Origin of the sequence: Mycobacterium sp. 852002-51152_SCH6134967, from assembly GCF_001667105.1 — a bacterium.
Lineage (GTDB): Bacteria > Actinomycetota > Actinomycetes > Mycobacteriales > Mycobacteriaceae > Mycobacterium > Mycobacterium neumannii_A.
In genome coordinates, this window is record NZ_LZIK01000042.1 from 1 (window position 1) to 17,043 (window position 17,043).

Genomic DNA, 17,043 nt, shown 5'->3' on the forward strand with positions numbered 1-17,043 from the left:
GCGCGTCTGAACCAGGCACCAGATGAGAAGAACCCAACCACCGCAAACGCGGCCCCACAACCATCACACTGAGTGCGTGTCGGCACACGACACGCCGCCACTTTTCGTCGGTCTGCGCACGCTCGGCCCCGCACGAGCGTGCGCCTCACGTCGAACCGTGAGCACCGATGAACATCGCAACGGCCCATGCGTTTCGGGTTGACCGCCGGCCTGCCGCGCACCGGCGAGCAGATGTGGGCGTTCGCCCGCGCCGTCGAGGGTTCGTCTTCGACGACCTGCCCGGGCGGCCATCGGCGATGCCGGATATCGCCGAGGTGATCAAGCTGCTGCGCTGAGCGTGTCGAGGAACTCCAGCATCGCGGATACCACGACGTCGGGCCGGTCCCGCTGCACCCAATGTGCCGCGCCCGCAACCACTTCGAGGCGCGCCGCTGGGATCAGTTCGGCCGCTGCCCGCGCCGCCGCCACCGGCACACTGCTGTCCTTGTCTCCGTGAACGATCAGCGCCGGGCGCGGGAACGTCGCGAGCCGGTCGCGGTAGTCGGTGGCGAGACGATTCCACCGGACCTGATCGCGTTGCCACTGACCGAACGCCTCGAATGCGTGATCCGCTCGGGCCGCCGACAGGATCTCGTCGACCAGTTCCGGAGTTCGCGCAGCGGGGTCGCCGATCAGCGCCGGCAGGACCCACGCCATGGCACGCCTGCTTCGCCCCGACCACCGGCTCACCGTTTTCAGCAGGCCGGTGCGCACCATGGCCCAGGTCAGCGCCTGCCGGAGACCGGACAGCGGCCCTCCAGACAGCCGGGGCATGAACCCGTAGCTGGCCAACAGCATTGCCCCCGTGACCTTTTCGGGCCGCTCCAACACGTGGCCGATCGTCATCCCACCACCGAGCGACAAACCGCCGACCGCGTAGCCGTCCAGGGCAAGCGCGTCGACGAACTCGCCGACGTAGCCGACCAACCGATCCTGGGTCGAGGGCCACGGCGCCGGCGGACTGTCGCCGTAGCCCGGATGATCGGGCGCGAGCACGCGGTAACCGCCGGCCGCGAGCCTCGGCGCGACATTACTCCAGGACAGCGACGCGCTGTCCACTCCGCCGCCGTGCAACAGCACCACGGTCGGCGCGGCGTCGACGCGCTCGGGTGCCCACTCGAGGTAGCTGACCGGCCCCCACGACAGCTCGACCGTCGACCTGACCACGTTCCTCCTTTGCGATTTCGGTGCTCGCGGGTGCGCACAGCGCAACCGGCTACACCGAAATCACCGTAGTCAAGCGCGAGGGTGGGCCTGGTCGTGGACAGCGCGCAGCCGTGCGACCGTGACATGGGTGTAGAGCTGCGTGGTGGCCAGGCTGGTATGGCCGAGCAGCTCCTGCACGATGCGCAAGTCGGCGCCGCCTTCCAGCAGATGCGTTGCGGCGCTGTGCCGTAACCCGTGCGGTCCGATGTCGGGTGCGCCGTCTACCGCCGCGACGGTCTGGTGCACGACGGTGCGCGCCTGGCGCGGGTCGAGCCGACGACCACGCGCCCCCAGCAGCAGCGCCGGGCCCGAGTCCGCGGTCGCCAACGCCGGCCTGCCGCCATCGAGCCACGCCGTCAACGCCTCCTGCGCGGGCGCACCGAACGGCACCGTCCGTTGTTTGTTGCCCTTGCCGAGGACCCGGAGCAGCCGCCGCGGCATGTCGACGTCGTCAACGTCGAGCCCGCACAGCTCGCTGACGCGAATTCCGGTGGCGTACAACAACTCCACGATCAGTCGGTCGCGCAGCGCCATCGGATCGCCCTGTTCGGCGCCCGATTTCGCGGCCGCCATGGCGTCGAGCGCCTGGTCCTCACGCAACACCGCGGGCAGTTCACGCCGGGCCTTCGGTACCTGCAGCCGGGCCGCGGGATCGGCGTCGATCAGGCCGCGCCGCGCCGCCCATGCGGCGAACATCTTGACGGCCGACGTGCGCCGGGCCAGCGTCGTGCGGGCGGCGCCGGCGGCGGCTTGCGCGGCCAGCCACGATCGCAGCACCGGCAGACTCAGCGCGTTCAGGCTGACGGCGTGTCCGCGCTCGGCCATGAACCCGAACAGCGACCGAAGGTCACCGAGATACGCGCGACGGGTGTGTTCGGAGCGGCCTCGCTCCAGCGCGAGGTACTCGTCGAACTCCTCGAGGACGCCTTCCACGACACCAACCGTCGCAGAGTCCCTCGGCAACGCTCAGGTGACGCGCCGCAGCGTGTCCGGAGTGAGATCGGCGAGGGTGGGATAACCGTCGACGGCCATCGTCAGATCGGCCTCGGCAAGCAGCGATCGCAGCACGTGCACGACGCCGTCCTCGCCGCCGAGCGCCAGTCCGTACGCATAGGGCCGTCCGATCCCGACCGCAGTGGCGCCCAGCGCGAGCGCTTTGACGATGTCGGCGCCGCTGCGGATGCCCGAGTCGAACAGCACCGGCAGCCCGTCGGCCGCCTCCACGACCCCGGGTAGGCAGTCGATGGCCGCCAGCCCGCCGTTGGCCTGGCGTCCGCCGTGGTTGGAGCAGTAGATCGCGTCGACGCCGCCGTCCCTGGCGCGCCGCGCGTCGTCGGGATGACAGATGCCCTTGACGATGAGCGGTAGGTCGGTCAGCGAACGCAGCCACGGCAGGTCGTCCCACGTCAGCGGGTTGCCGAAGAGACCCACCCAGTGCATGACGGTGGCCTGCGGGTTTTCCTCGGGCGGCTGCGGCAGTGCGGCGCGGAACACCGGGTCGCTGGTGTAGTTGGCCAGGCAGCTGCCGCGCAGCTGCGGGAAGTTCGACGTCGACAGGTCCCGTGGCCGCCATCCCGGCACCCAGGTGTCCAGGGTGACGATGATCCCCTTGTATCCGGCGGCCTCGGCGCGGTGGACGAGGCTGGCGGCCAACTCCCGGTCGGTCGGCGTGTACAGCTGGAAAAAGCCTGGCGTTTCGCCGAATTCAGCGGCGATGTCCTCGAGCGGGTCTTCGGTGAGGGTCGACACGACCATCGGCACACCGGTGCGCGCTGCGGCGCGGGCCGTGACGAGGTCACCGTGCCCGTCCTGCGCGCAGATGCCGATCACGCCGATCGGCGCCATGAACACCGGCGAGGGCAATGTCATGCCCAACAGGTCGACCGAGAGGTCGCGTTCGCGCGTGGCGCGGAACATCCGCGGCATCAGACCCCAGTTGTCGAACGCGGTGCGGTTGAGCCGCTGGGTCCGCTCATCCCCCGCGCCGCCGGCGACGTAGGAGTACACCGACGGCGGCATGGCCGCTTCCGCCTTGGCCTCCCACTGCGCGAACGTCATCGGCAGCTTCGGCACAATGCCGGAGAGGCCTTGCAGGTAGATCTCGAACTGGTAGTTACCGAACGTCATGTGGCAAGCGTGCCAGGCCGCCGGTCAGGTAGCGGATTCGGCCTTGGCGAGCTCGGCCTTCCATTGGCGGAAGGTCTCCTCGGTGCGGCCGCGACGCCAGTATCCGGAGATCGACGACGCCCATTTGGCCTCGACGCCGCGCTCCTTGCGGATGTAGGGGCGCAGGTTGTGCATGACGGCCTGGGCCTCGCCGTGGATGAACACCTGCACCTGTCCCGGCAGCCACGAGGTCTCCTTGACCGCGGCGATCAGCGGAGCGTGGTCACCGGCCTGATCCTCGGGCACCAGGTCGGCACGCCCGCCCCGATAGATCCACCGCACCTCCACACCGTCGGGCTTCTTCAACGGAACCTCGTCATCGGGTCCGGCAACCTCGATGAAGACTCGCCCGATCGCGTTGTCCGGCATCGCTTCCAGCGCGGCGCTGATGGCGGGCACCGCCGCTTCGTCACCCGCCAACAAATGCCAGTCGGCCGCGGGATCGGGCGCATAGGCGCCGCTGGGACCCATCAGGTAGGCCGGCTGGCCGGGGGTCGCGGCGGCCGCCCAGGGCCCGGCGACGCCGTGGTCACCGTGCACCACGAAGTCGATGCAGATCTCGCGGCGCTCGGGATCGACGCTGCGCACGGTGTAGGTGCGCACGGTGGGCCGCCGCTCCGGCGGCAGCGACGAGAACGAGTCGAGTGTCAGCGGCTGCGGCAACTGCGCGACATCGATGCCGGGATCGACGATCACGATCTTGACGTAGGCATCGGTGAACTCGTTCGGGGTGAACGTGTCGAATCCCGATCCGCCGAGAACCAGCCGGATCATGTGCGGTGTCAATTGCTCGGTACGCACCACTTCGAAGGTGTGTATCGGTCGCGCTGCCACGAAGAATCCCTCCAAAACTCGGCCGACCTGGTCGACCACACTGGTTCCGAGCCGGCCTCACCGACTATACGAGCGGAGGCCGTCGGTCAGGGTTCTACCTCGTACGACCAGCGGCCTTGCGGACAACCGGGTCACCCCGCCGCCAGCTTCCACCTCCCGTCCCGGCCGACCACCAGGCCGGACAACTCCAGGTTCACCAGTGGACCCAGCACCTGACGCGCCGGCAGACCGGAGGCCACCGCGACCTCCTCGGCGGTGCGGCCACCCCGGCGCGGAAGCGCGTCGTAAACGCGCTTCTCGATGTCGCCGAGCTCGTCGAGCGGTGAGGCCGGATGTTGCTCCTCGGGAGCCAGTTCACCCATCCTGCCGACGAGTTCGACGACGTCCGCCGCGCGCGTGACGATCTGCGCTCCTCCGCTCCGTAGCAGCGCATGGCACCCGACCGACGCCGACGACGTCACGGGCCCCGGTACCGCACACACGGAGCGACCGAGCATCCGCGCCCAAGCCGCGGTGTTGGCCGCACCGCTTCGCGCGCCCGCCTCGACCACGACGGTCGCCCCGGACAGCGCCGCCACCAACCGATTACGGGTCAAGAACCGGTGGCGCGCGGGGCGCACGCCGGGCGGATATTCGCTGAGAAGCAACCCGTGTTCGGCGATGCGCTGCAGCAGCGCGGAATGCCCGGCCGGATACGGGACGTCGACGCCACCGGCGAGCACCGCGACGGTAACCCCTTCCACAGCGAGCGTCGCGCGGTGGGCTGCACCGTCGATACCGAACGCGCCACCGGACACCACCGCGACGTCGCGCTCCGCCAGCCCGGTCGCGATGTCGCCAGCGACGAATTCGCCGTACGTCGTCGCGGCCCTGGTCCCGACGACTGCGGCGGATCGGAAGGCGACCTCGTCGAGGGCCGCGGGCCCGAGCGCCCACAGCACCATCGGGGCATGCGCCTGCGGCCGCAACCGGTCCGGAGCGCCTCCGAACCCTGCGAACGACAGTAGCGGCCACTCGTCGTCGTCGCTGGTTATCAGCCGACCGCCACGGCCCGCCAACACCGCCAAATCATCAGCAGCACAGTCGATGTCACGACGCGCCTCGGCGTGCCGGTTGACTTCTTCGCCTGCCGAGCCGCGCCGCACCCGCTCCGCGGCTTCCACCGCACCCACCCGCGCCACCAGCGCTGCAAGTGCGGGACAGGGAGGCTCGACGACCCGCGACAGATACGCCCAGGCTTCGGTGGTTTCGTCGATCACGGCAGACCTCCGGCCGGCCGGAAACTCAACGCGGTGGTGACGTCCTCGAGGGTAGGCGATGTCCGGCCCGCCAGGTCGCTCAACGTCCATGCGACCCGCAACGTGCGATCCATACCACGGACGCTGAGTGTGCCGCGATTGAGCGCCGCCTCGAACGGTTTCATCACCGCCGGGGGCAACCGGAACCTGCGTCGGAGCAACGAACCACTGACCTCGACGTTGGTGCAGATCCCATGTGGCCGCCACCGCTCGGCAGCAGCGGCACGTGCCGCGGCCACACGTTCACGCACGACCTCGGTGGATTCGCCGTCCTTGGCGACGATCGCGCCGGCCCGCAGCGAGTGCATTCGCACGTGAAGATCGACTCGGTCGAGCAGCGGACCGGAAAGCTTGCCGAGATAGCGTCGCTTCTCGTGGCCGGTGCATACACAGTCCCGTGGGTCGGGGCGGGCGCACGGACACGGGTTCGCTGCCAGGACCAACTGGAACCGTGCCGGATACCGGGCGATGCCGTCACGGCGGGCGAGGCGAATTTCACCGTCCTCCAACGGAGTACGCAACGATTCGAGCACGCTGCTGCCGATCTCGGCGCACTCGTCGAGGAAGAGCACGCCGCGGTGCGCGCGGCTGACCGCGCCAGGCCGCGCGATCCCCGACCCGCCGCCGACCATCGCCGCCACGCTCGACGTGTGATGCGGCGCGACGAATGGCGGGCGGGTGATCAGCGGGGCCTGTTCCGAGAGGAGACCCGCCACCGAGTAGATCGCGGTGACCTCCAGCGCCTCGCTCTCCGACAGCGCCGGCAGCAAACCCGGAAGGCGTTGGGCCAGCATTGTTTTCCCGACGCCCGGCGGGCCGGTCACCATCAGGTGGTGACCACCCGCCGCGGCCACCTCGACGGCATACCGCGCCTCGGTTTGACCGACCACGTCGGCGAGGTCGGCCATCGGTTCGGGTCTCGACGACGGCGACGCGATGCGCCCTTCGAGTCGTTCCTTGCCCTGCAACCACGACTTCAACTGACTCAGCGTGCGCACACCCCACACCTCGATACCCTCGACCAGGCTCGCTTCGGCGAGGTTTCCGGCGGGAACGACGGCCGCCGGCCAGCCCTCCCGCTTGGCGGCCAGCACAGCCGGGAGGATGCCCCTGACCGAACGAACCCGTCCATCGAGGGCCAATTCGCCGAGTAGCACGGTCTTTTGGAGCCGCGGCCACCGTTCATTCGCGCTGGCCGACAATACCGACAACGCCAACGCGAGGTCATAAACCGACCCGACCTTGGGCAGAGTCGCCGGTGACAGTGCCATCGTCAACCTGGTCATCGGCCAGTCGCACTTGGAGTTTGTGATCGCAGCCCGGACCCGGGCGCGCGACTCCTGCAGCGCCGCATCCGGCAGGCCGACCAGGTCAACGCTCGGTAGACCGGAACCGATGAAGGCCTCGACCTCGACGATCTGGCCCTCGAGCGCGGTCACCGCCACCGAGAACGCCCGCCCCATCGCCATCTACCCCACCCCCTGAAGATGCGTGATCTCCGGTGTGCGGCTTCGGCCGAGCCGCACCCGGACGACGTCGATGCGCACCTGCGGCCACCCGGTCTCCTGGGCGGCCAGCCACAAGCCGGCGAGCCGCCGCAGCCGACGCACCTTCTGCGGGGTCACGGCCTCCTCGACCCCGCCGAACCGATCGCTCGTGCGGGTTTTCACTTCCACGAAGACCACGGTGCGGACCGAATCGTCGACCGCGATCACGTCCAGCTCGCCGTACCGGCACCGCCAGTTGCGCTCGAGCACCCGCAGCCCCAACGACTGCAGGTGATCGACCGCAAGTTGCTCGCCCAGCGCGCCGATCTCGGCACGGGTCCATGAAGTCATGGCTTCACCGTCGAGCAGGCCACCGACACATCGGCGGCGCCGCCGTGCCGATGGTCCCCGTCATCCCCAACGCAGGCTTCATCCACAGATCGAGCCGGCACCGTTTCGCCGACGTCAAAAAGCGGGTACACGCCGGCATGACCGACAACTCGTTACACGGAGTCGCCGACCGCGCGACCGACAGCGATGCGTTCGAATACACCGCGCGTGCCGGTTTCGCGATCAGCGGCGTGCTGCATCTGCTCGTCGGCTATCTGATCCTGCGCATCGCGTTGGGATCCGGCGGCAACGCCGACCAGTCGGGGGCGCTGGCGACCTTGGCGCAACAGACGGGGGGCGCAGTGCTCCTGTGGGTTGTCGCCGCCGGACTGCTGGCGCTCGGGCTGTGGCGCGTCGCCGAGGCGATCGTCGGCCCGAGACCGGGTGAGGGCTCGGGCCGCTTCCGCGACGACACACCGGCGTGGAAGCGCGTGAAATCGCTCGGCCTGGCCGCCGTCAACTTCGCGATCGCCTTCTCGGCGGCCCGCTTCGCCATGGGCAGCGGACAGCAGAGTTCACAACAGAACGCCGGCCTGTCCGCGCAGATGATGCAATCCGGTTGGGGCAAGGCCGTGTTGGTCGCGATCGCGCTGGGCTTGATCGTGGTCGGCGGGTACCACGTCTACAAGGGCGTGGCAAAAAAGTTCTTCAAAGATCTGCGGGCTTCGGGCGGTACCGGCGTCACCGCTGTGGGCGTCGCGGGCTACACCGCCAAGGGACTGGTCCTCGCGGGCGCGGGTGTGCTCGTGATCGTGGCCACGCTGCAGGCCGATCCCGCGAAGGCGACCGGGCTCGACGCGGCGGTCAAGACACTCGGGCAGGCGCCGTTCGGCAAGTTCCTTCTCATCCTCGCCGCGGTCGGCATCGCCGCCTTCGGGGTCTACAACTTCGTCCGCGCCCGGTCCGGGCGGATGTGACTATTCGCCCATCGCCTCGAACAGCATCGCCAACTGGCCGGGGCTGACGGCGATCCCGCACTGCGCGCGCATATCGGTCAGCGGTGCGGCGATCCCACGCAGGTCGAGGTACTCGTTGGGGTGGGCGGTGAAGTACGCCCGCACGTTGGCGCGGGCAGCATCCGGCGGCTGCGTCGCCGCAGCGGTCAGCACCTCGTTGGCACCCGGGTGCGACTCGAGGTACCCGCCCGCTTGGCTGAGCACGCCGCTCGCCGTCGTCGCCAACCCGCTGGCCGTGCACGGCGCCGCACTCGCTACGGGGACGGCGCCAAAGACGCCGGCGGCCGCCAGTGCCGCTCCGCATACCATTGCCGATCGCTTTGACCTCTTCATCGCCCGTCCTCCGGTGTCTGTATCGCGAGGCCGACCGGCCCCCTGGTTGCAAGCAAACTACCCCGCCGAATTGCTCTGCAAACTGCGGGCGGCGAGGTCGACAGGGTATGTTCGTTAGGTAAACCTCAGCTAAAGATTGCGGCCTGACCTGCACGTACCGCGAAAGGACCCCCTGTATGCGATCACGGTGGAGGCGGATCGCCGCCGTCCTGGCAACCCTCGCGCTGACATCCGGCGCCACGGCCTGCTCGGATTCCGGCGAAAGCGACGAACTGCTGATCTACAACGCCCAGCACGAGTCGCTGACCAAGGAATGGATCGACGCCTTCACCGAGGAGACCGGGATCAAGGTGACCTACCGCCAGGGTGGTGACACCGAACTCGGCAATCAGCTTGTGGCCGAAGGGAAAGCATCGCCTGCCGATGTCTTCCTGACGGAGAACTCCCCGGCGATGGCCGCAGTCGAGCGCGCCGGCCTGTTCGCCGACCTCGAACCCGAGACCCTCGAGCAGGTGCCGCCGCAGTACCGACCGCCGAGCGGCAAGTGGACGGGGGTCGCCGCGCGCAGCACCGTCTTCGTCTACAACACCTCGAGACTGCAGCCCGACCAGCTGCCGAAGTCACTGCTCGACCTGCAGCAGCCGGAATGGAAGGGCCGCTGGGGAGCCCCGCCGACCAAGGCCGACTTCCAGGCGATCGTCTCGGCGCTGCTCCAACTGAAGGGCGAGCCCGCGACCGCACAGTGGCTGGCCGCGATGAAGGCCAATGCCAAGCTCTACAGCGACAACATCGCCACGCTCAAGGCCGTCAACGCCGGCGAGGTCGACGGCGGAGTGATCTACCACTACTACTGGTTCCGCGATCAAGCGAAAACCAAAGAGATGAGCGGCAATACCGCGCTTCACTATTTCAAGAACGAGGATCCCGGGGCCTTCGTCAGCCTATCCGGTGGTGGGGTGCTCGCCTCGACCGACCGAATGGACCAAGCCCAGCAGTTCGTCCGGTTCATCACCGGCAAGGCCGGCCAGGAGGTGCTCGAGAAGGGCACGTCGTTCGAATACCCGGTCGCCAGTGGTGTGCCCGCGAACCCCGCCCTGCCTCCGTTGGACACTCTGCAGGCGCCGAACGTCGACCCGTCGCACCTCGACGCTCAGAAGGTCACCGATCTGATGACGAAAGCCGGCTTGCTGTAAGTGGTCGCCGCCGCTCCCCCTGTCCCCCCGCCCGCGGCACCGGTGTCGCGGTCGGACAAGACGGCCCGGCCCGGCCCGCTCATCTCGGTCACCGTCGCGATCCTGGTGGCGGCCACCTGCATCCCGCTGGGATACGTGGCCTGGGCGACGGTCTCGGTGGGGTGGACGCGTGCGTACGAACTCGTGGTGCGCCCCCGTGTCGGTGAACTGCTCGTCAACACGGTCGCCCTGGTTCTCGTCACGGTTCCGCTGTGTGTGGCGATCGGTGTGGGCGCGGCGTGGCTGGTGGAGCGGACGGACCTTCCGGGCCGGGCGCTGTGGCGGCCGCTTTTCGTTGCGCCGCTGGCTGTTCCGGCGTTCGTCAACAGTTATGCCTGGATCGGGGTGATCCCGTCGCTGCACGGCCTATCGGCGGGGGTTCTGGTCACCACCCTGTCCTATTTCCCGTTCATGTACTTACCGGTCGCCGCGACGCTGCGGCGGCTCGATCCTGCCGTCGAGGAATCGGCACGGGCGCTGGGATCCGGCTCGGCGGGGGTGTTTCTGCGCGTCACGCTTCCCCAGTTGCGACTCGCCATCCTGGGAGGTTCGCTGCTGGTCGGGTTGCATCTTCTCGCGGAGTTCGGCGCGTTCGCGATGTTGCGGTTCGACACCTTCACAGTCGCGATCTTCCAGCAGTTCCAGGCCACCTTCGATGGAGCCGCAGGCAGCATGCTGGCGGGTGTGCTCGTGCTCCTGTGTCTGGCGTTGTTGGTCGTCGAGGCCTCCGCGCGGGGTAACGCCCGGTTCGCCAGGATCGGTTCTGGCGCCCCGCGCGCGAGCGCACCGATTCATTTGCGCCACAGCGTGGTTCCGGCGACGATTGCGCTGACGGCACTGGCTGTTCTGGCCATCGGAGTGCCGGTCGGCACGATCCTGCGGTGGCTGTGGTTGGGAGGTGGCGAGGTTTGGATCGTCGATGACATCCTCTCGGCGCTGGGTCAGACCGTCGGATTGGCTTCGGCCGCAGCGGTTGTGACGACTGTGCTCGCGTTCCCGGTCGCTTGGGTGGCCGTGCGCTCGTCCGGCTTTCTTGCTCGCGTCGTCGAAGGTGCCAACTATGTGACCAGTTCGCTGCCCGGCATCGTCACGGCGCTGGCGCTGGTGACCTTCACGATTCACTTCGTGCGCCCCCTCTATCAGAGCCTGACATTGATCGTGTTCGCCTACGTCCTGTTGTTCATGCCCCGCGCGCTGGTCAACGTGCGAGCCGGCCTCGCTCAGGTTCCGCCGAGCCTGGAGGAGGCGGCCCGGTCGCTGGGCAGTTCGCCGACGGTGACGTTTCTCCGGGTGACGTTGCGGCTCACCGCTCCAGCCGCGGCGGCAGGGGCCTCGCTGGTGTTCGTGGCGGTGGCAACCGAACTGACCGCTACCCTGCTGCTCGCGCCCACCGGAACGCGGACGCTGGCGATGATGTTCTGGTCGTTCTCCAGCGAGCTCGACTACGCGGCGGCGGCACCCTATGCACTGGTGCTCGTGGTCCTCGCCATACCGGTGACCTTGCTGCTGTACCGGCAGTCGACGAAGGCGGCGGCACTGTGAGCGTTGCCGAAATACACGGGCTGGCCAAGGCTTTCGACGGTCACACGGTGCTCGATCAAATCGATCTGGAAATGCAGGCGGGTACCATCACCGCGGTCGTCGGAGCGTCGGGGTGCGGCAAGACCACGCTGCTTCGTTTGATCGCGGGATTCGAGACACCGGACGACGGGACGATCGTCATCAGCGGACGCCAGGTCGCGGGTCCGGGCGGTGCCCTCGCACCGCACCGGCGCGCGATCGGTTACGTCGCCCAGGACGGCGCACTGTTTCCGCATCTGACCGTGGGGCAGAACATCGCATACGGCCTGAACGGATCGCTCCGCCGAGCAGAGATTCGCGGCCGCGTCGGCGAATTGCTCGAGACGGTCTCGTTGGATGCCGCTTTCGCATCACGCCGACCGCACGAACTGTCGGGCGGCCAGCAGCAGCGGGTGGCCCTCGCACGGGCGCTCGCCCGCAAACCGGTCGTGATGCTGCTCGACGAACCGTTCAGCGCCCTCGACACCGGCCTGCGCGCGTCAACGCGAAAAGCCGTAGCCCGCCTGCTGATCGATGCCGGTGTCACTACGCTGCTGGTCACTCACGACCAGGAGGAGGCGCTGTCGGTGGCCGATCAGGTCGCTGTCATGCGCGACGGGCGGTTCACGCAAGTGGGACCGCCGCAGCAGGTGTACCGGCATCCGACCGACCATTTCACCGCCGCATTCCTCGGCGACTGCGTATCCCTCCCCTGCACGGTCACCGACGGTATCGCCGAATGCGCGCTGGGACGAATCCCCCTGCACGGTACGGGAACTGCACCCACGGGCCCCGCGACGCTGCTTCTCCGGCCCGAACAGCTTGTCGCCAAGGTGGTTTCCGACACCGAGCGGCTCGAGGGCGTTGGGACCGTACTGGCCGTAGAGTTCCTCGGCCACGACGTGCTGTTGACTGTCGACCCCGCCGGCGACGCGGACCCGATCATCGTGCGCCAGCACAGCCTCGATCCACCGCAGGTCGACACGAAGGTCCACATCCAGGTGGTCGGAAGCGGAGTCGCGCTGTGACCAACCCCCTGATCGAGCACCTCCGCGGCTACGGCGACAACTTCGCGGTGCACACCGATACGCAGCACATGACCTATGCCGCGCTGGCCGACCGGGTTGCTGCCGCGATGCCCGACCTCGGTGAGAGCAGACGCCTCGTGCTGCTCGAAACGCGCAACGACATCGACACGCTCGTGCACTATCTCGCCGCGCTGGCGGCTGACCATGTGGTGCTTCCCGTTCCAGGCGGACGGGAGCACTCGACGATCCTGCGCACCTACGAACCCGACACCGTCGTCGGCGACGGGGTGATCCACCATCGCCGCAGAGGCGGAGGGCGTCGCCTGCACGAGGACCTGGCGATGTTGATGTCGACGTCCGGCACCACCGGATCACCGAAGCTCGTGCGGCTCTCCCGCGACAACCTGCTGTCCAATGCCTGCGCGATCGCGCGCTACCTCGACATCAGCGAAACCGACCGTGCGGCGACCACTTTGCCGATGTCCTACTGCTATGGGCTCTCGGTCGTCAACAGTCACCTGCTCCGCGGCGCCGGTCTGATCCTCACCGATCTCTCGGTGACCGACGATCGGTTCTGGGACCTGTTTGGTGACCACCGCGGCACCTCGTTCGCGGGTGTGCCCTACACGTTCGAACTGCTCGAGCGGATCAAGTTCGACACGATGGACCTGCCGGACCTGAGGTACGTGACGCAGGCCGGTGGGCGCATGCCGCCTGAGCGCGTCCGGCGGTTCGCAGAACAGGCCCGAAACGACGGCTGGCAGCTGTTCGTCATGTACGGGGCGACCGAGGCGACCGCCCGAATGGCTTATCTGCCACCTGAATTAGCGCGTTCGCGGCCCGAGGCCATCGGCCGGCCGATACCGGGCGGGTCGTTCACGATCGAATCGACCTCCGAAGGGGCGGACGACGCCGTGGGCGAACTCGTCTACCGCGGACCCAACGTGATGATGGGCTACGCCCGCGGCCCCGACGACCTGGCCCTCGACAAGACCGTCGAATCGCTGCACACCGGCGATCTCGCCCGCCGCGCTCCCGACGGGCTCTACGAAATCATCGGTCGCACCAGCCGGTTCGTCAAAATGTACGGCTTGCGCGTGGATCTGCAACGCATCGAGTCCGCATTGAGCGCCCGCGCCATCACCGCCTTCTGCACTAACGACGACGACCGCCTCGTCGTGGCGGCGGCCGGCGCGCACAGTGAACGCGATCTCCAGCGCATCGCGGCCGAGGCCGCCGGCGTACCGGCATCGGCCGTACGCGCAGTCGCAGTGGACGAACTGCCGCTGCTGGAATCCGGCAAACCCGACTACCAAACCGTCCGCGAACTCGCACGGGCCGCCGAAGCGACGTCGACCACCGACCTGCGCGGGGTGTTCGCCGACGTGCTGCAGCTCGACCCGGCGGCGGTCGACCCGGATGCGAGCTTCGTCGACCTCGGCGGGAACTCGCTGTCGTATGTGGCGATGTCGGTGCGACTCGAGCGAGCGCTGGGCCAGCTGCCCGCCGGATGGCAGCAGCGGCCGCTTCGCGAACTCGAGAGGCTGGTCAAGCGGCCGCGGACGCGGTGGCGACTGTGGGACGCGACGCTGGAAACCAGCGTGGCGTTGCGGGCTGTGGCGATCATCTTGATCGTCGGTTCGCATGCCGAGTTGTTCGAGCTGTGGGGCGGCGCTCATCTGTTGCTCGGCATCGCCGGATACAACTTCGGCCGGTTCTGTCTGACCCCGGTGTCGCGCACCAAACGGGTGCGCCACCTGCGGAACACCATCGGCTGGATCGCGGTGCCTTCGGTGGTGTGGGTGGGCATCGTCCTGCTGTGGACGTCGGATTACACCTGGACGAACCTGTTGCTGGCCAACAAGATTCTCGGTCCGCACGACAGCATGACCGCAGGCCGCCTGTGGTTCGTCGAGATTCTGGTCTGGACGCTGGTCGCTCTGGCGTTGCTGTTCTGCATTCCGGCGATGGACCGGGTCGAGCGTCGGCATCCGTTCGCGGTTGCCGTGGTGTTCCTGGTCGCCGGGTTGGCGTTGCGCTACGACGTGCTCGGGCTGGACATGGGCCGGGATGCCTCGTTCACCATGCTCGCGTTCTGGTTCTTCGCCATCGGCTGGGCGGCATCGAAGGCCGGCACAACCTTGCAGCGGGTGCTGCTGACGGCGGTTCTGGCGGTGGCGCTGTACGGCTACTTCGACAGCACGCTGCGAGAGCTTCTCGTGTTCGGCGGTCTGGCCCTGGTGATCTGGCTGCCCACCATCCGCTGCCCCGCGGCGCTGACCGTGGCGGCAGGCGTTCTCGCCGAGGCTTCGCTGTACACCTACCTCGTCCACTACCAGGTGTATGCGATGTTCCCCGGCCACCCCGCCGTCGGCGTGATCGCCTCGCTCGCCGTCGGCATCCTGCTCACCTATCTGGTGACGATGGCGCGTCGACGGTTGCGGGTGCGTCGCAGGCAGGGCGCCTCGACGAAGCTCAGTCCCGCTCCGCGATAAGGCCTTCCTGCGCGAGTGTGGCGGCGATGACGCCGTCGGCGCGGATCAGGTTTCCCGTCACGACACCCCTTCCCCGTGCGGCGGCGGGCGAAATCGTCTCGAGCAGGTTCCACTGGTCGGCGAACACCGGTTGGTGGAACCAGATCGACGAATCCGTGGTGCCGCTGCGGTGCGTGCGCGCCCGCATCGAATGGCCGTGAACCTGTAGCGCCGGATCGATCATGTACACATCGCACACGTAGACCGCGATCAGGGTGTGCAGGATCGGAGCGTCGGGAATCGGCATTGTGGCGCGCCACCAGAGACGGCGGACGAACTCGCCTGAGGAGCTGTCGTCGACGATCCTGATGTCGAGTTCCTCGAGCGGCATGGAAGGTGCGGGCCCGGCGGGACCGGTGCGCGGTAAGGACTCCGGATCGTACAGCGCGGGGAGTCGGCGCCCGTGCTCCGGGCCGCGGGTGGGCACGGCGAAGGACACCGTGGCCGTCGTCAAAAGCCGTGACTGTTGCCGGGATTCGACACGGCGCGCCGAGGAGGTGCGGCCGTCGAAGACGCGCGCGACGGTGTAGTCGACGTCGTCGCCTGCCTCTCCGCCGCGCAGGAACTGCAGGTGCAGGTTGGTGGGCAGCCGATCCGTATCCACGGTGCGGCAGGCGGCGGCCAGGCTCTGGGCGACGAACTGACCGCCGTAGGCGCGTTTGCCCGCCGGGCCGCTCGCCGGCCCGACCCAGCTGTCCGCTTCGGCCCCCGAGCGCAACTCGAGCAGGTCGAGCAGCCTGCTCATCCGGCGTGCCCCGTCGCCACCGCGCCCGACGCGACCAGGCCGTCGACCTGATCGGCGGTCAGCCCCAGCCACTCGCCCAACACGGCGACGGTGTCGTCCCCCAGCGCCGGCGATGCGACCGCGGGCGAATACTGTCCGTCGATCGAAATCGGGAGCCCCGGCGCCAGATAAGTGCCGATCCGCGGCTGGTCGAGCGACGTGAACAGCGGGTTGTCGGTGACCTTGTCCTCGGTGGCCGCCTCGGCGAACGTGCGGTAGCGCTCCCACAGCACCGACGTGGCCGACAGCGCGGCACTGATCTCGTCGCCGGTGTGTGCGGTGAACCATTCGGCGAACAATCCGCTCAACGCGTCGCGATGCACGAACCTCTGCCCCTCGTCGGAGAAATCGGCACCGAGCGTCTCTGCCAGCGCGGCAACCGCTTTCGTCGTACCGGTGAGCTCCGTGAGGTCGCGGAAATGTCGACCGGTCAACGCGACGACCATGAACGACACCCCGTCGCTGCTGACGAAGTCCTGGCCGTACTGGCCGTACACCGAGTTGCCGATGCGTTCGCGTGCGGTGCCGTTGACCATGACCTCGGTGAAGAAGCCGAGGTTGCCCGCCGTGGCCAGGGCGACGTTCTCCAGGGGGATGCCGATTCGCTGGCCTTCTCCGGTGGCGTCGCGGTGCCGCAGCGCTGTCACGACGGCCAGCGCCGTGTAAAGGCCGCATGCGACGTCCCACGCCGGCAGCACGTGGTTCACCGGTGTGGCGAGTTCGGCTGGCCCGGTGACCAGAGGGAAACCGATACCCGCGTTGACCGTGTAGTCGACACCGGTGCCGCCGTCGGCGCGACCGGAGACCTCGACATGGATCAGGTCGGGGCGAAGCGCTTTTAGTGTTTCGTATGAATGCCATTCGCGCCCGGCCACATTGGTGATCAGGATCCCGCTACTGGCGATGAGCCGCTTGATGACGTCGCGGCCTTCGTCGGAACGCACGTCAGCGGCGACCGATCGCTTACCCTTGTTCAGGCCCGCCCAGTAGATGCTCTCGCCCTCGCCGGTGACGGGCCATCGGCGGTAGTCGGCGGCGCCGCCGATCGGATCGACCCGCGTCACCTCCGCCCCGAGCTGGGCCAGCGTCATCCCGGCCAGCGGGACGGCGACGAAGCTGGAGATCTCCACAATGCGCACGCCGGCCAGTGGCCGCGTCGCCTCGGATGTGCTGGTCATCGGGGTCAGTGTAGGCAG

General features: G+C 68.3%; 16 protein-coding genes. 6 read left to right on the forward strand and 10 right to left on the reverse strand.

Translation table 11 applies throughout. The features are described 5' to 3' along the window. Positions 1-167: 167 nt before the first annotated feature. Entirely contained in the window at positions 168-335 is a 168-nt protein-coding gene (locus A5790_RS25785; RefSeq protein ID WP_156656386.1) for a hypothetical protein, read from the forward strand. On the opposite strand, the gene A5790_RS13245 is transcribed toward A5790_RS25785, so the two are convergent. The 7 genes from A5790_RS13245 to A5790_RS13275 form a co-directional block, all read right to left on the reverse strand. Continuing rightward, entirely contained in the window at positions 319-1,206 is an 888-nt protein-coding gene (locus A5790_RS13245; RefSeq protein ID WP_066844690.1) for an alpha/beta fold hydrolase, read from the reverse strand. The genes A5790_RS25785 and A5790_RS13245 overlap by 17 nt on opposite strands. A 69-nt stretch (positions 1,207-1,275) precedes the next feature. Continuing rightward, positions 1,276-2,178, reverse strand: coding sequence for a tyrosine recombinase XerC (locus tag A5790_RS13250; protein WP_066844693.1), 903 nt, complete (start codon positions 2,176-2,178; stop codon positions 1,276-1,278). Between the two features lie 33 nt (positions 2,179-2,211). Beyond that, positions 2,212-3,372: a lactate 2-monooxygenase gene (locus A5790_RS13255; protein WP_066844696.1), complete on the reverse strand. Its 1,161-nt coding sequence runs from the start codon at positions 3,370-3,372 to the stop codon at positions 2,212-2,214. Positions 3,373-3,396: 24 nt separating this feature from the next. Further along, positions 3,397-4,245 carry a siderophore-interacting protein gene (locus A5790_RS13260; protein ID WP_066845137.1) on the reverse strand — a complete coding sequence of 283 codons (849 nt, stop codon included), beginning with the start codon at positions 4,243-4,245 and terminating at the stop codon, positions 3,397-3,399. Between the two features lie 131 nt (positions 4,246-4,376). Continuing rightward, positions 4,377-5,504: a DNA-processing protein DprA gene (gene dprA, locus A5790_RS13265; RefSeq protein WP_066844699.1), complete on the reverse strand. Its 1,128-nt coding sequence runs from the start codon at positions 5,502-5,504 to the stop codon at positions 4,377-4,379. Next, a complete protein-coding gene (locus tag A5790_RS13270; RefSeq protein WP_066844702.1) occupies positions 5,501-7,012 on the reverse strand; it encodes a YifB family Mg chelatase-like AAA ATPase in 1,512 nt (503 codons plus the stop codon). The genes dprA and A5790_RS13270 overlap by 4 nt, the downstream gene beginning before the upstream one ends. Then, complete coding sequence (locus tag A5790_RS13275; protein WP_066844704.1) at positions 7,013-7,381, reverse strand: YraN family protein; 369 nt, start codon at positions 7,379-7,381, stop codon at positions 7,013-7,015. It lies immediately after the preceding gene. Positions 7,382-7,518: 137 nt separating this feature from the next. On the opposite strand from A5790_RS13275, the gene A5790_RS13280 reads away from it, so the two are divergent. Continuing rightward, on the forward strand, positions 7,519-8,337 hold the full coding sequence (locus tag A5790_RS13280; protein ID WP_066810064.1) for a DUF1206 domain-containing protein: 819 nt from the start codon (positions 7,519-7,521) through the stop codon (positions 8,335-8,337). Here A5790_RS13280 and A5790_RS13285 read toward each other — a convergent pair whose 3' ends face one another. Further along, complete coding sequence (locus A5790_RS13285) at positions 8,338-8,709, reverse strand: heme-binding protein (RefSeq protein ID WP_066844706.1); 372 nt, start codon at positions 8,707-8,709, stop codon at positions 8,338-8,340. Between the two features lie 176 nt (positions 8,710-8,885). Here A5790_RS13285 and A5790_RS13290 point away from each other — a divergent pair, with 176 nt between their 5' ends. The 4 genes from A5790_RS13290 to A5790_RS13305 are packed head-to-tail and all read left to right on the forward strand — an operon-like array spanning position 8,886 to position 15,024. Further along, entirely contained in the window at positions 8,886-9,902 is a 1,017-nt protein-coding gene (locus A5790_RS13290) for an iron ABC transporter substrate-binding protein (protein ID WP_066844708.1), read from the forward strand. Then, positions 9,903-11,483 (forward strand): iron ABC transporter permease, encoded by a 1,581-nt coding sequence (locus A5790_RS13295; RefSeq protein ID WP_066844711.1) that lies wholly within the window; start codon positions 9,903-9,905, stop codon positions 11,481-11,483. Next, the gene (locus A5790_RS13300) at positions 11,480-12,529 is read left to right on the forward strand and encodes an ABC transporter ATP-binding protein (RefSeq protein ID WP_066844714.1); all 1,050 of its coding nucleotides are present in this window, start codon (positions 11,480-11,482) and stop codon (positions 12,527-12,529) included. The genes A5790_RS13295 and A5790_RS13300 overlap by 4 nt, the downstream gene beginning before the upstream one ends. Then, positions 12,526-15,024 (forward strand): AMP-binding protein, encoded by a 2,499-nt coding sequence (locus tag A5790_RS13305; protein ID WP_066844717.1) that lies wholly within the window; start codon positions 12,526-12,528, stop codon positions 15,022-15,024. The genes A5790_RS13300 and A5790_RS13305 overlap by 4 nt, the downstream gene beginning before the upstream one ends. On the opposite strand, the gene A5790_RS13310 is transcribed toward A5790_RS13305, so the two are convergent. Both A5790_RS13310 and A5790_RS13315 read right to left on the reverse strand, forming a co-directional pair. Further along, on the reverse strand, positions 15,005-15,808 hold the full coding sequence (locus A5790_RS13310) for an acyl-CoA thioesterase II (RefSeq protein WP_066844720.1): 804 nt from the start codon (positions 15,806-15,808) through the stop codon (positions 15,005-15,007). The genes A5790_RS13305 and A5790_RS13310 overlap by 20 nt on opposite strands. Then, a complete protein-coding gene (locus A5790_RS13315) occupies positions 15,805-17,025 on the reverse strand; it encodes a CoA transferase (RefSeq protein ID WP_066844735.1) in 1,221 nt (406 codons plus the stop codon). Before A5790_RS13315 ends, A5790_RS13310 begins: the two co-directional genes overlap by 4 nt. Positions 17,026-17,043 lie beyond the last annotated feature (18 nt).

Coding starts and splice junctions, on each gene's coding strand:
- A5790_RS25785 (WP_156656386.1), top strand. CDS start 168: ATGAACATCGCAACGGCCCATGCGTTTCGGGTTGACCGCCGGCCTGCC.
- A5790_RS13255 (WP_066844696.1), bottom strand. CDS start 3,372: ATGACGTTCGGTAACTACCAGTTCGAGATCTACCTGCAAGGCCTCTCC.
- A5790_RS13270 (WP_066844702.1), bottom strand. CDS start 7,012: ATGGCGATGGGGCGGGCGTTCTCGGTGGCGGTGACCGCGCTCGAGGGC.
- A5790_RS13275 (WP_066844704.1), bottom strand. CDS start 7,381: ATGACTTCATGGACCCGTGCCGAGATCGGCGCGCTGGGCGAGCAACTT.
- A5790_RS13280 (WP_066810064.1), top strand. CDS start 7,519: ATGACCGACAACTCGTTACACGGAGTCGCCGACCGCGCGACCGACAGC.
- A5790_RS13285 (WP_066844706.1), bottom strand. CDS start 8,709: ATGAAGAGGTCAAAGCGATCGGCAATGGTATGCGGAGCGGCACTGGCG.
- A5790_RS13290 (WP_066844708.1), top strand. CDS start 8,886: ATGCGATCACGGTGGAGGCGGATCGCCGCCGTCCTGGCAACCCTCGCG.
- A5790_RS13310 (WP_066844720.1), bottom strand. CDS start 15,808: ATGAGCAGGCTGCTCGACCTGCTCGAGTTGCGCTCGGGGGCCGAAGCG.
- A5790_RS13315 (WP_066844735.1), bottom strand. CDS start 17,025: ATGACCAGCACATCCGAGGCGACGCGGCCACTGGCCGGCGTGCGCATT.